This window comes from Streptomyces rectiviolaceus (genome assembly GCF_039533825.1).
GTDB classification, from domain to species: Bacteria; Actinomycetota; Actinomycetes; order Streptomycetales; family Streptomycetaceae; genus Streptomyces; species Streptomyces rectiviolaceus.
In genome coordinates this window covers 6,146-19,467 of the sequence record NZ_BAAAUG010000070.1, presented here as the reverse complement: position 1 = coordinate 19,467, position 13,322 = coordinate 6,146, and the positions used below count along the sequence as shown (strand labels likewise).

General features: G+C 69.1%; 10 protein-coding genes and 2 pseudogenes. 3 read left to right on the top strand and 9 right to left on the bottom strand.

What is annotated here, in order from left to right; genetic code table 11:
* Positions 1-671, bottom strand: a pseudogene (locus ABD378_RS20895) (ATP-binding protein); the annotation flags it as partial.
* A gap of 289 nt (positions 672-960) precedes the next feature.
* Here ABD378_RS20895 and gabT point away from each other — a divergent pair.
* Both gabT and ABD378_RS20885 read left to right on the top strand, forming a co-directional pair.
* Positions 961-2,295 carry a 4-aminobutyrate--2-oxoglutarate transaminase gene (gene gabT, locus ABD378_RS20890; RefSeq protein WP_344522453.1) on the top strand — a complete coding sequence of 445 codons (1,335 nt, stop codon included), beginning with the start codon at positions 961-963 and terminating at the stop codon, positions 2,293-2,295.
* A 379-nt stretch (positions 2,296-2,674) separates the two neighbouring features.
* Positions 2,675-3,415: a phosphatase PAP2 family protein gene (locus ABD378_RS20885; RefSeq protein ID WP_344522452.1), complete on the top strand. Its 741-nt coding sequence runs from the start codon at positions 2,675-2,677 to the stop codon at positions 3,413-3,415.
* Here ABD378_RS20885 and ABD378_RS20880 read toward each other — a convergent pair.
* The 8 genes and pseudogenes from ABD378_RS20880 to ABD378_RS20845 form a co-directional block, all read right to left on the bottom strand.
* A pseudogene (locus tag ABD378_RS20880) lies at positions 3,403-4,410 on the bottom strand (chitinase); the annotation flags it as partial. The gene ABD378_RS20885 and the pseudogene ABD378_RS20880 overlap by 13 nt on opposite strands.
* A gap of 214 nt (positions 4,411-4,624) precedes the next feature.
* Complete coding sequence (locus ABD378_RS20875) at positions 4,625-5,101, bottom strand: hypothetical protein (RefSeq protein ID WP_344522451.1); 477 nt, start codon at positions 5,099-5,101, stop codon at positions 4,625-4,627.
* Between the two features lie 135 nt (positions 5,102-5,236).
* Positions 5,237-6,655: an NAD(P)/FAD-dependent oxidoreductase gene (locus ABD378_RS20870; protein ID WP_344522450.1), complete on the bottom strand. Its 1,419-nt coding sequence runs from the start codon at positions 6,653-6,655 to the stop codon at positions 5,237-5,239.
* Between the two features lie 22 nt (positions 6,656-6,677).
* Complete coding sequence (locus ABD378_RS20865; RefSeq protein ID WP_344522449.1) at positions 6,678-7,481, bottom strand: ABC transporter permease; 804 nt, start codon at positions 7,479-7,481, stop codon at positions 6,678-6,680.
* The gene (locus tag ABD378_RS20860) at positions 7,481-8,410 is read right to left on the bottom strand and encodes an ABC transporter permease (protein WP_344522448.1); all 930 of its coding nucleotides are present in this window, start codon (positions 8,408-8,410) and stop codon (positions 7,481-7,483) included. The genes ABD378_RS20865 and ABD378_RS20860 overlap by 1 nt, the downstream gene beginning before the upstream one ends.
* The gene (locus ABD378_RS20855; protein ID WP_344522447.1) at positions 8,407-9,567 is read right to left on the bottom strand and encodes an ABC transporter ATP-binding protein; all 1,161 of its coding nucleotides are present in this window, start codon (positions 9,565-9,567) and stop codon (positions 8,407-8,409) included. The genes ABD378_RS20860 and ABD378_RS20855 overlap by 4 nt, the downstream gene beginning before the upstream one ends.
* Before the next feature lie 71 nt (positions 9,568-9,638).
* Positions 9,639-10,883 carry an ABC transporter substrate-binding protein gene (locus tag ABD378_RS20850; protein WP_344522446.1) on the bottom strand — a complete coding sequence of 415 codons (1,245 nt, stop codon included), beginning with the start codon at positions 10,881-10,883 and terminating at the stop codon, positions 9,639-9,641.
* 52 nt (positions 10,884-10,935) lie between these two features.
* Complete coding sequence (locus ABD378_RS20845; protein WP_344522445.1) at positions 10,936-12,438, bottom strand: gamma-aminobutyraldehyde dehydrogenase; 1,503 nt, start codon at positions 12,436-12,438, stop codon at positions 10,936-10,938.
* A 176-nt stretch (positions 12,439-12,614) separates the two neighbouring features.
* On the opposite strand from ABD378_RS20845, the gene ybiA reads away from it, so the two are divergent.
* Positions 12,615-13,196: a riboflavin biosynthesis intermediates N-glycosidase gene (ybiA, locus tag ABD378_RS20840; protein WP_344522444.1), complete on the top strand. Its 582-nt coding sequence runs from the start codon at positions 12,615-12,617 to the stop codon at positions 13,194-13,196.
* Positions 13,197-13,322 lie beyond the last annotated feature (126 nt).

Below are 13,322 nucleotides of genomic sequence, written 5' to 3'. Positions count from 1 at the left end.
AGCCGCTCGGCAGCGGCGTCCGCACCGGCTTCCCGCAGCTGGGGCCAGTGCGCGGGGTCCTCGCCGGGGGCGGGGGGCGGCTGCGGCGGGGCGGGACGGCGGAAGCGGGGGGCGATGTAGCGGCGCCAGATCTCGTCCCAGCGGCCGATGCGTCCGACGCCGATCATGATGACGAACACGATGAGGGTGTAGTAGCTGTACCAGACGACGGCGTTGCCGACCCGGTCGTCCGAGTAGATCCAGGAGTCGGGCAGGAACAGCTCGAGCGGCACGACCCACCAGCCGCCGAGATAGCCGTTCCAGAGCAGCGACCAGAGCAGCCAGCCCACCAGGAACGCGATCAGCGCCCCCGTGAACAACTGCCGCGCCGGAGTGATCTCCGGCTCCTGCTCGGGCCGGGGCCGGTGCCCGAACCGCCACACCCCCGGCAGCGCGCCGGGCCGCGGCGTGCGCAGCCAGGTCAGGAAGGCGGAGCCGTCGGGCTGCGGCGGCACCCCCGCGGCCGCGGACCCCGGCGCCTGTACGGGACGCGGCGGAGTGACATGCGCACCCTGCTGACCGGCGGGGCCAGGACGCACACCCCGCTGCCCGGCGGAGCCAGGAGGCGCCGCCGGGCGCGGCACCGGTGTGGCGTGTGTGCCGCGAGCGTCGTGCGTGCCTTCGGAGTCCATGGCCCTTGCCCCCTGACCTGCCGGTCTGTCGGTTCAGCCGTCAATCTAGTGCCCCCACAGGGGTAGTTCACCGAATACGCGCCCGGGACCTGCGGGAACACCCTGACCCGTACCCGCGACCGAAGCGGACGAAAGCCGCACCCCGCCCACCCCCCGCTATGTCCACCACGGACAACCGCCACGCCGAACAACTCCCCCGTGGAGCATGCCCGCCCCCGCCCTCCACCCCTAACCTGCGAAGAAAGCAAGCATTCGAGCGTCAGCCTCGCCCCACCCCCAGGAGCACCCCATGACCGCACTTCCGCAGGAGCGCCGCGTCGTCACCGCCATCCCCGGGCCGAAGTCTCAGGAGCTGCAGGCCCGCCGTACCGCCACGGTCGCCGGCGGCGTGGGTTCCGTGCTGCCTGTCTTCGCGGCGCGCGCGGGTGGCGGCATCATCGAGGACGTCGACGGCAACCGCTTCATCGACTTCGGCTCCGGCATCGCCGTGACGTCGGTCGGTGCCAGCGCCGAGGCCGTCGTGCGCCGCGCGACCGCGCAGCTCGCCGACTTCACGCACACCTGTTTCATGGTCACGCCGTACGAGGGGTACGTCGCCGTGGCCGAGCAGCTCGCGGAGCTGACGCCGGGTGACCACGAGAAGAAGTCCGCGCTCTTCAACTCCGGCGCCGAGGCCGTCGAGAACGCCGTCAAGATCGCCCGTGCGCACACCAAGCGCCAGGCCGTCGTCGTCTTCGACCACGGTTACCACGGTCGGACCAACCTCACGATGGCTCTGACCTCGAAGAACATGCCGTACAAGAACGGCTTCGGGCCGTTCGCGCCCGAGGTGTACCGCGTGCCGGTGGCCTACGGCTACCGCTGGCCGACGGGCGAGGAGAACGCCGGTCCCGAGGCCGCCAAGCAGGCCATCGACCAGATCAGCAAGCAGGTCGGCGCGGAGAACGTCGCCGCGATCATCATCGAGCCGGTGCTCGGCGAGGGCGGCTTCATCGAGCCCGCCAAGGGCTTCCTGCCCGCGATCGTGAAGTTCGCCAACGACAACGGCATCGTCTTCGTCGCGGACGAGATCCAGTCCGGCTTCTGCCGCACCGGTCAGTGGTTCGCGTGTGAGGACGAGGGCATCGTCCCGGACCTGATCACCACCGCCAAGGGCATCGCGGGCGGCCTGCCGCTCGCCGCCGTCACGGGCCGCGCCGAGATGATGGACGCCCCGCACTCCGGCGGCCTCGGCGGCACCTACGGCGGCAACCCGGTGGCCTGCGCCGGTGCGCTCGGCGCCATCGAGACGATGAAGGAGCTCGACCTCAACGGCAAGGCGAAGGCCATCGAGGCGACGATGAAGGCCCGCCTGAACGCCATCGCGGAGAAGTACGACATCGTCGGCGACGTCCGCGGCCGTGGCGCGATGATCGCCATCGAGCTGGTCAAGGACCGCACCACCAAGGAGCCGAACCCCGAGGCGACGGCCGCGCTCGCCAAGGCCTGCCACACCGAGGGCCTGCTCGTCCTCACCTGCGGCACGTACGGCAACGTGCTGCGCTTCCTGCCGCCGCTGGTCATCGGCGATGAGCTCCTGAACGAGGGCCTGGACATCATCGAGGCGGCCTTCGCCGGAGTCTGATCGCGTCCTTTCGGAAGTGACCATCGGAGCCGGGATCACCCCAAAGGGGGAAGATCCCGGCTCCGTATGTATCCGCACATGCCCTGACGTGTGTGTACAGCGCGCGGTGGCAGACCCGTGACCTGGGGTGACCGTCAGGGCGTGTGAAGAACGTGTGCGAGCCCCATGACGGGTTGCCGTTCCGGCTGTCGGCCGGTCACCGCCTGACGTACGGTTTCTGCAGATGAGAGAAACACCCCGCCCACAGGGGACTGTGGGCGACACCGGGACGGAGCCTCCCCAGCCCCGTCTTGGTCGTGCCCTCGCGCACACACCCGGAGCTTCTGGCTCCGGAACTCCTCACCGATCGGATGGCCGCCCGCCCCAAACCCCCCGGGGCGTGCGGCACACCGGTCAGGACGGCCGCCTCGGAACTACCCCCCCTGTTCCGGGGCGGCCGACCACTTTCCTCTTCTGCCTCTGCGCGCTGCTCCTCGCGCTCATCACCTGGCAAGTGATCACCGACGGCCCCCTCCGCGACGCGGACGAGCGGCTCGGCCCCTGGATCACCGGCAGCCGCCTCCCGGACGGCGTCGCCGAACTCCTCGCCGATCTGGGCGGGGTCGCCGTCGCCGCCCCGGTCCTCGCCGTCGCCATCGCCTACGCGGCCTTGCGCGCCTACCGCGCCGGCGCGTTCCGCTGGTGGCTGGGCCCGGTGGCCGCCGCCGTGGCCATGGTCGCGGTCCCGGTGCTCGTGATCCCGCTCAAGGAACTCATCGGCCGCACAGGACCGCCCGGCATGGACGGCACCGGCTACTACCCCTCGGGCCACACCGCCACCGCCATGGTCGCCTACGGCGGGGCGGTGCTGCTCCTGCTGCCGTACCTGCGCGGCACGTACGCCCGGCGCGAACTGGTCATCGCCTGCGCCCTGTTGAACTTCGGGATCGGCCTCGGGCTCGTGCGGCGCGGGTATCACTGGCCGCTGGACGTCGTGGCCAGCTGGTGCCTGTTCGGGATCGTGCTGCAGGTGATGGTGCTGGTGGTGGCGCGGTACGGCTGCCGCGCCACCGACGCGGACATGGACACGGACACGGACACGGGCATGGACACGAGCACGGGCACGGCTCAGCCGAAGTAGCCGTCGAAGTTCTTCGAGAACTCCCCGTTGTTGTGGCGGTCCCAGTTGATCGACCAGGTCATCAGGCCGCGCAGCCCTGGCCAGGTGCCGTGCGTCTTGTACGAGCCGCAGTTCGTGCCCTTCGTCAGGCAGTCCAGGGACTTGTTGACCTCGGCCGTGGGGACGTGGCCGTTGCCCGCGTTCGTCGACGCGGGCATGCCGATGGCCACCTTCTCCGGGGGCAGCGCGGGGAAGACGTTGTTCGTGTCGCCCGCCACGGGGAAGCCGGTGAGCAGCATGTCGGTCATCGCGATGTGGAAGTCCGCGCCGCCCATGGAGTGGTACTGGTTGTCCAGGCCCATGATCGGGCCCGAGTTGTAGTCCTGGACGTGCAGCAGTGTGAGGTCGTCGCGCAGGGCGTGGATGACCGGCAGGTAGGCACCGGCGCGGGGGTCCTGGCCGCCCCATTTGCCCGTGCCGTAGTACTGGTAGCCGAGCTGCACGAAGAAGGTCTCGGGGGCCATGGTGAGCGTGAAGCCGCTGCCGTACTTGGACTTGAGGGTCTTGACCGCCGAGATGAGGTTCACGATCGACGGGGTCTTCGGGTTCTTGAAGTCCGTGTCGTCGGCGTTCAGCGAGAGGGAGTGGCCCTCGAAGTCGATGTCCAGGCCGTCGAGTCCGTACTCGTCGATGATCGCGGAGACCGATGAGACGAAGGTGTCGCGGGCCTGCGTGGTGGTCAGCTGGACCTGGCCGTTCTGGCCGCCGATGGAGATCAGGACCTTCTTGCCCGCCGCCTGCTTGGCCTTGACGGCGGCCTTGAACTCGTCCCTGGACTCGACGCCGGGGCACTCGGTCTTCGGACAGAGGTCGAAGCGGATGTCGCCCGACGTGGCGGAGGTCGGCTCGCCGAAGGCGAGGTCGATGATGTCCCAGCTGTCGGGGACGTCCGAGAGCCGGGTGTAGCCGGACCCGTTGGCGAAGCTGGTGTGGAGATAGCCGACGAGGGCGTGGTCGGCGGCCGCCTTCGGTGCCGGGCCCGCCGGAGGGTCCGCCGAGGCCTCGGCGGCGAGGAGGCCGGACGAGGCGAGCGCGCAGGCCGTGGCCGCTGCCACGGTGAGACGTCTCAGGTGACGCGACAAGGAACGATCCACGACTGCCTCCGGGCATGGGGGGATGGAGGGTGGATCGCTCAATTTGGTCCAGACCAATAGCCTTGTCAAGGCCCCGTCAAGAACTCGGCGCCTCCCCGTCCCGCGGCGCCAGCTGCGCCGCGGCCTCGTGCATCGCCAGTTCGAGAAGCGCCGGATCCGTCAGCGTGCCCGCCCCGTCGGGCGGGACGAGCCAGCGGACTCCGCCCGTGGAGCGTCCCGGATAGGGCACCACGATCCAGGTGCCGCGGCCGGCGCCGCGCACGCCTGTGCCGATCCAGCGGGAAACCGTGCCCGCCGGCACGAAGAACCCCATGCGGGAGTCGCCGAAGTCGGCGAGCACCGGCCCGGGACGGTCGATGCAGCGGGTCAGTACGTCGAGTGTGGGGTAGCCGAGTTCGCCGGGAAGGATGAGTACGTCCCAGAGCCTGCCGGCGGGAAGGAGCGCGACCCCGAGGGGATTTCGCTCCCATTCCCAGCGGCAGGCGTCCGGATCCGGTGCCACGGACACCAGCCATTCGACCGCCGACTTCGCTCCCGAGCCCGAGCCAGTCATGGCGGACCTCCTCTTCCTGTGCTGCAGCTGTGCATGTCACAGGAGAGAGGGGGTCGGGGCCGCGGCATTACGCGGGTTTCGGGAACTTGTTGACGAACAGTCGACAGCGGGCCGCCGTCACAGCCTTGGAGCCGGTCAGCTGTCGAAGCCCAGGCCCAGCTTGTCCATGGTCTTCAGCCACAGATTGCGCCTGCCGCCGTTCTCGTCCGCGCGGGCCAGGGACCACTTGGTCAGTGCCACGCCCGTCCACGCGAACGGCTCGGGCGGGAACGGCAGCGGCTTCGTGCGCACCATCTCCAGGGACGTACGTTCCGTGCGCTCGCCGGAGAGCAAGTCCAGCATGACGTCGGCACCGAAGCGGGTGGCCCCGACACCGAGGCCGGTGTAGCCCGCCGCGTACGCGACGCGTCCCGCATGGGCCGTGCCGAAGAACGCCGAGAAGCGCGAGCAGGTGTCGATCGCGCCGCCCCACGCGTGCGAGAACCGGACCCCCTCCAACTGCGGGAAGCAGGTGAAGAAGTGGCCCGCCAGCTTCGCGTACGTCTCGGGGCGGTCGTCGTGCTCGGCGCGCAGCTTGCCGCCGAAGGGGTAGATCGCGTCGTAGCCGCCCCACAGGATGCGGTTGTCGGCGGAGAGCCGGAAGTAGTGGAACTGGTTGGCGCTGTCGCCGAGCCCCTGGCGGTTCTTCCAGCCGATGGCCGCGAGCTGCTCCTCGGTCAGCGGCTCCGTCATCAGGGCGTAGTCGTAGACCGGGACGGTGTACGCGCGCACGCGCTTGACAAGCGACGGGAAGATGTTCGTGGCGAGCGCGACCTGCCGGGCGCGGATCCGGCCGTACGGGGTGCGCACGGCCATCCCGGCGCCGGACGAGGCGAGTTGGAGCGCGGGCGTGTGCTCGTAGACGCGTACGCCCTTCTCCAGGCAGGCACGCTTGAGGCCCCAGGCCAGCTTCGCCGGATGGAGCATGGCGACGCCCTCGCGGTCCCAGAGGCCGCCGAGGAAGGTCGGTGAGTCGACGTGCTCGCGCAGGGCGTCCGCGTCGAGCAGTTCGGAGCCGCCCGCGAGGCCGTGCTCCGCCATCTCCTCGTACATCTCGTGCAGTTCGGCGAGCTGGTGCGGCTGGGTGGCCACGTCGATCTCGCCGGTGCGCTCGAAGTCGCAGTCGATGGAGTAGCGCTTGACGGCCGCCTCGATCTCGTCGAGATTGCGCGCGCCGAGCTCCTCAAGCTTGGCGATCTCGCCGGGCCAGCGGGACAGGCCGTTCGAGATGCCGTGCGTGAGGGACGCGGCGCAGAAGCCGCCGTTGCGGCCGGAGGCGGCCCAGCCCGCCTCTCGGCCCTCGACCAGGACGACCTCGCGGTGCGGGTCGCGCTCCTTGGCGATCAGCGCGGTCCACAGTCCGCTGTAGCCGCCGCCGACGACAAGCAGGTCGCACTGCTCGTCGCCGGTCAGGGCGGGTTCGGCGCGGGGCTTGCCCGGGTCGTCCAGCCAGTACGAGACCGGCTGGGCGTCGGAGAGGGACTTGGTGAAACGGGTCATGGCGCTTGGGGCCATGATTTCCACTCCTTCAGAATTCTTAGTGAGATTGCTTGCTGCGGCGCTTTGAGACGATCATCCCGCCGAGCACCAGGAGGACGGCGACAAGGAACATCGCCGTACCGATGACATTGATCTGGACGGGCGTACCGCGCTGCGCCGATCCCCAGACGAACATGGGGAAGGTCACGGTCGAGCCCGCGTTGAAATTCGTGATGATGAAGTCGTCGAAGGAGAGCGCGAAGGCGAGCAGCGCGCCCGCCGCGATTCCCGGTGCGGCGATCGGCAGCGTGACCCGGACGAAGGTCTGCACGGGGCCCGCGTAGAGGTCCTGTGCGGCCTGTTCCAGGCGCGGGTCCATCGACATCACGCGCGCCTTGACGGCGGTCACCACGAAGCTGAGGCAGAACATGATGTGGGCGATGAGAATCGTCCAGAAGCCGAGCTGCGCGCCCATGTTGAGGAAGAGCGTGAGCAGCGAGGCGGCCATGACGACCTCGGGCATCGCCATCGGCAGGAAGATCAGCGAGCTGACCGCGCCGCGCGCCCGGAAGCGGTAGCGGACGAGCGCGAAGGCGATCATCGTGCCGAGCAGGGTCGCGCCGATCGTCGCCCAGAAGGCGATCTGCAGGCTCAGCGAGAGCGAGCCGCACATGTCGGCGACGCCGCAGGGGTCTTTCCAGGCGTCGAGCGAGAAGTCCTGCCAGGCGTAATTGAAGCGCCCCTTCGGCTTGTTGAAGGAGAACACCGTCACGACGACGTTCGGGAGCAGCAGATACGCGAGCGTCAGCAGACCCGCGATGACGACGAATTTGCCGCGGAGCCAGCGGAAGAAGGCAGCCATCAGACGAGATCCTCCGTCCCGGACTTACGGATGTAGAAGGTGACCATGACGAGGATCGCCGCCATCAGGATGAAGGAGAGAGCCGCGGCCGTCGGGTAATCCAGAATGCGCAGGAATTGCGTCTGGATGACGTTGCCGACCATGCGGGTGTCGGTGGAGCCGAGCAGATCCGCGTTCACGTAGTCGCCCGCCGCAGGGATGAAGGTGAGCAGCGTTCCGGAGACGACGCCCGGCATGGAGAGCGGGAAGGTCACCTTGCGGAAGGTGGTGGCCGGCTTCGCATAGAGGTCGCCCGCCGCTTCGTGCAGCCGGCCATCGATGCGCTCGAGCGAGGTGTAGAGCGGCAGGATCATGAACGGCAGGAAGTTGTACGTGAGTCCGCAGATCACCGCGAGCGGTGTGGCGAGGACCCGGTCGCCGTCCGTGACGCCCAGCCAGCTGGTGACGTCCAGGACATGCAGCGTGTTGAGGGCGCCCACGACGGGGCCGCCGTCCGCGAGGATCGTCTTCCACGCCAGCGTACGGATGAGGAAGCTGGTGAAGAACGGCGCGATGACCAGGACCAGGATGAGGTTGCGCCAGCGGCCCGCGCGGAACGCGATCAGATACGCGAGCGGGTAGCCGAGCAGCAGACACAGGATCGTGGCGGCGCCCGCGTACATCACCGAGCGCAGGAACTGCGGCCAGTAGTCGCTCAGCGCGTCCCAGTAGGTGGCGAAGTGCCAGGTGACCTTGAAGCCGTCTTCGAGGGAGCCCGTCTGGACGGACGTCGACGCCTGGTAGACCAGCGGAAGCGCGAAGAAGACGACGAGCCAGAGGATGCCGGGGAGCAGCAGCCAGTAGGGGACGAGGCGGCCGCGTTTGCGAATCTTGCGCGGCGCCTCCTCGGGCTCTTTCGTCGGCGGCGCGTCGGTGAGGGTGGTCGTCATGCGGAGGCGTCCTCCTCGACCTTCTCGACGCCCGCCTCGATGTCCTGGGCGGCGTCCAGGCCGAAGGTGTGCGCGGGGTTCCAGTGCAGGACGACGTCGACGCCGGGGACCAGGCGGGTGTCGCGCTCGATGTTCTGGGCGTACACCTCGAAGGCGTCGCAGAGCGGGCTGTTGATGACGTACTGCGTCGAGACGCCGATGAAGCTGCTGTCGGCGATGCGGCCCGTGATGCGGTTGCGCCCGTCCGGAATCTGCCCCGCGTCGTCGGCGTGCGTGAGGGAGATCTTCTCGGGGCGTACGCCGAGGATGACCTTGCCGCCCGTGGTGGTGGGCGCCGTACATCGCGCGGCGGGCAGGACGAGCTTGCCGTCGCCTGCCTTGAGGGTGAGGTCGTCGCCGCTGCGGCCCGCGATCTCGGCCTCGATGAAGTTCGACGTGCCGAGGAAGTTGGCGACGAAGGTGGTGCGGGGGTTCTCGTAGAGGTCGGCGGGGGCGCCGAGCTGTTCGACCTGGCCCGCGTTCATCACCGCGACCTGGTCGGCCATCGTCATGGCCTCCTCCTGGTCGTGGGTGACGTGGATGAAGGTGATGCCCACCTCGGTCTGGATGCGCTTGAGTTCGAGCTGCATCTGGCGGCGCAGCTTGAGGTCGAGTGCGCCGAGCGGCTCGTCGAGGAGCAGCACCTTGGGGTGGTTGATCAGGGCGCGGGCGACGGCGACGCGCTGCTGCTGGCCGCCGGAGAGCTGGTGCGGCTTCTTGCGGGCCTGCTCGCCGAGCTGGACGAGGTCGAGCATGTCGCCGACCTTGCCCTTGACCGACTTGATGCCGCGCCGGCGCAGGCCGAAGGCGACGTTCTCGAAAATGTCGAGGTGCGGGAAGAGCGCGTACGACTGGAAGACCGTGTTGACGGGCCGCTTGTACGGCGGCAGCGCCGTGACGTCCTGCTCGCCAAGCTGCACGGTGCCCGAGCTGGGCTCCTCGAGACCCGCGATCATGCGGAGCGTGGTGGTCTTGCCACAGCCGGACGCGCCGAGCAGCGCGAAGAAGGAGCCCTGCGGCACGGTGAGGTCGAGCGGTCGGACGGCCTTGAAGGAGCCGTACGTCTTGCTGATCCCGGTGAGGCGGACGTCGCCGCCGTGTTCTGTAGCAGTCGTCATGGTGCGTCCAGGGGGGTCGAGGGGACGGAAAGGGAGGGCGCGCGAACTACGAAGGAGCGTGGGAGCACCGTCTAGGAACCGGTCAGCTTGGCGAACTTCTCCTCGTACGCCGTCTCTTCCTTCGGCGTCAGCGAGCGGAACCCGTGGGACTTCGCGGCCATCTCCTTGTCCGGCAGGATCAGCGGGTTCTCCGCGGCCTTCTTGTCGAGCTTCGCGAGCTCAGGACGTACGCCGTCGACGGGGCAGACGTAGTTGATGTACGCGGCGAGGCGGGCCGCGGGCTCGGGCTCGTAGTAGTAGTCGATGAGCCGTTCGGCGTTGCTCTTGTGGCGCGCCTTGTTCGGGACGAGCAGGTTGTCCGTGGACGTGATGTAGCCCTGGTCCGGGATGTGGAAGGCGATGTCGGGGTTGTCGGCCTGGAGCTGGACGATGTCGCCCGCCCAGCCGAGGCACGCCGCGAGGTCGCCCTTGTCGAGGTCCGAGGTGTAGTCGTTGCCCGTGAAGCGGCGGATCTGCTTCTTGTCGACGGCCTTCTGGAGGCGGGCGATGGCCGCGTCGAAGTCGTCGTCCGAGAACTTCGACGGGTCCTTGCCCATGTCGAGGAGCGTCATGCCGACGCTGTCGCGCATCTCGGAGAGGAAGCCGACACGCCCCTTGAGCTTGGGGTTGTCCAGGAGCTGCGACACCGAGGTGATGTCTTCGCCGTCGGTCGCCTTCTTGTTGTACGCGATGACCGTGGAGATGCCGGTCCAGGGGTACGAGTAGGCCCGCCCCGGGTCCCAGTCCGGGTTGCGGAACTGGGAGGCCAGATTGGTGTACGCGTGCGGCAGGTTGGCCGGGTCCAGTTTCTGGACCCAGCCGAAGCGGATGAGCCGGGCCGCCAGCCAGTCCGTGACGCAGATGAGGTCGCGTCCGGTTTCCTGGCCCGCCGCGAGCTGCGGCTTGATCTTCCCGAAGAACTCGACGTTGTCGTTGATGTCCTCGGTGTACTTGACCGTGATCCCGGTGCGCTTCGTGAAGGCGTCCAGGGTGGGGCGGCGTTCGTCGTCGTCGACGTCCATGTACTCGGTCCAGTTGGAGAAGGTGATCCGCTTCTCCTTGGCCGAGTGGTCATCGGACGAGACGTCGCCCTGGCTCTTGCTCGCTGCCGGGATCCCGCAGGCACTGAGTGCGCCGAGACCACCGACGGCGAACGCGCCGCTCGTGGAGGCGCGCAGCAGGGAACGGCGGGTGAGGGAGGCCCTGCCGTTCCGGTAGCTGCGGTGCATGGCGGCCAGTTGGGCCGGGGACAGGGGGTCGGGCTCGTACTGCTCCATGCGCTTGGTTGCCCTTTCGGGAGGATGGGCCGCTGGTCCGGCGGCCTACTGGCTATCGGTCCCCGAAGATCGTGCGGTGCCAGTCCTTGCGGACGACCGCGGTGTTGTCGAACATGACGTGCTTGATCTGCGTGTACTCCTCGAAGGAGTAGGCGGACATGTCCTTTCCGTAGCCGGATGCCTTGTATCCGCCGTGCGGCATCTCGCTGAGGATCGGGATGTGGTCGTTGACCCACACGCAGCCCGCCTTGATCTCGCGGGTCGCGCGGTTGGCGCGGAAGACGTCGCGGCTCCAGGCGGAGGCGGCGAGTCCGTACGGGGTGTCGTTCGCGAGCCGGATGCCCTCCTCGTCGGAGTCGAACGGCAGCACCACGAGCACGGGCCCGAAGATCTCGGACTGCACGATCTCGCTGTCCTGCGCGGCGTCGGCGATGAGGGTGGGCCGGTAGAACGCACCGGGGTGGTCAAGCGCCTCGCCGCCGGTGACCACGCGCGCGTAGGAGCGTGCCCGGTCGACGAATCCGGCGACGCGGTCGCGGTGGACGTGCGAGATGAGCGGCCCGAGGTCGGTGTCCTCGGCGAAGGGGTCACCGAGCCTGACGGTCTCCATGAGCGCGGCCACGCCGTCCACGAAGGCGTCGTACAGCGGTCGTTGGACGTACGCGCGCGTGGCGGCCGTGCAGTCCTGCCCGGTGTTGATGAGCGCGCCGGCGACCGCGCCGTGCACGGCGGCATCGAGGTCGGCGTCGTCGAAGACGACGAACGGCGCCTTGCCGCCGAGCTCCAGGTGCAGCCGCTTGACGGTGGAGGTGGCGATCTCGGCGACGCGCTTGCCGACGCCGGTGGACCCGGTGAAGGAGGTCATGGCGACGTCGGGATGCCCGACGAGCCGCTCTCCGGCATCCCGCCCCGCCCCGCTGATGATGTTGACGACGCCGTCCGGGATGCCCGCCTCGGTGGCGGCCTGCGCGAAGAGGAGCGAGGTGAAGGGGGTGAGCTCGGCGGGCTTGAGGACGATCGTGTTGCCCGCGGCGATGGCGGGAAGCACCTTCCAGGCGGCCATCTGGAGGGGGTAGTTCCAGGGCGCGATGGAGCCGACGACACCGATGGGCTCACGCCGTACGTACGAGGTGTGGTCACCGGAGTACTCACCGGCCGACTGGCCCTGGAGATGCCGTGCCGCGCCCGCGAAGAAGGCGGCGTTGTCGACGGTGCCGGGGACGTCGAACTCCCGGCTGAGCTTGATGGGCTTGCCGCACTGGAGCGACTCGGCCTGTGCGAACTCCTCGGCGCGCTCGGCCAGTACGCCGGCGAAGCGGTGCATGGCGTCGGAGCGCTCGCCGGGGGTCGCGCCGGCCCACTCGGGGAAGGCGTGCGCGGCGGCGGCGACAGCGGCGTCCACGTCCTTCTCGCCCGCGAGCTCGTAACGGTGGACCTCGTCGCCGGTTGCCGGGTCGACGACGGCGTGGGAGCGCCCTGAGGTGCCCTTGGCCAGCCGTCCCGCGATGTACTGCGCGCCGTCCGCGAAGTGGTCCTGCGCCTGGAAGTTGTGCATGACGCTCTCCTCCGCCGTCGCCCCCGTCCCAGGGGGGCGGCGTAGCTCCAGATCGATTTGAGTGCCGATCCTGACAGAGCAGTAGGGCTCCAACAAGTGATTCCGTTGTTGCCTTTTGGTTACGCGACGGAATCTGTCGACCAGGTGTCGAGTCGTCCTGGAAAACCCAGGACGGAATGTCAGTGGTGCGTGCCATGCTCGCGTGCATGACGAAGATCGACTCGGTGGACGCGCTGGTCACGGCGGTGCGGGCGGGCGTACAGGTGAAGTATTTGCACTTCTGGGGCCACACACCGCGGCGGAACGGGACGCTCGGTGCGAGCTGCCTGAGCCAGTGGTGGCTGTCGCCGTTCACCGTGGACGGGGTGGAGTACGGGACGGCGGAGCACTGGATGATGGCGTCCAAGGCCCGCCTCTTCGGGGACGCGGAGGCGGAGCGGGCGGTCCTCGCCTCGCGCACGCCCGCCGAGGCGAAGAACGCGGGGCGTCTGGTGCGGGGCTTCGACGAGACGATGTGGGAGCGCGAGCGGTTCGGAATCGTGGTCGAGGGCAGCGTCCACAAGTTCGCCTCGACCGCCGCCCTGCGCTCGTTCCTGGTCGGCACGGGGTCGCGGGTCCTGGTGGAGGCGAGCCCGATGGACCGCATCTGGGGGATCGGCCTGGCGGCCGATGATGACCGGGCGCAGGCCCCGGAGAGGTGGCGGGGGCCTAATCTGCTGGGCTTCGCGCTGATGGAGGCGCGGGAACGCTTGCGCTAGGCGGTTCCTTGGCGGCGGGGGCTGGCCGGGGGCCTTGCGCCGGGCCTGGCCTGGGGGCCTTGCGCCGTCCACGCCGCCGGGAGGGCCTGGGGCCGCGGCCCAGGGCCTTGCGCTGGACCCGCCCTG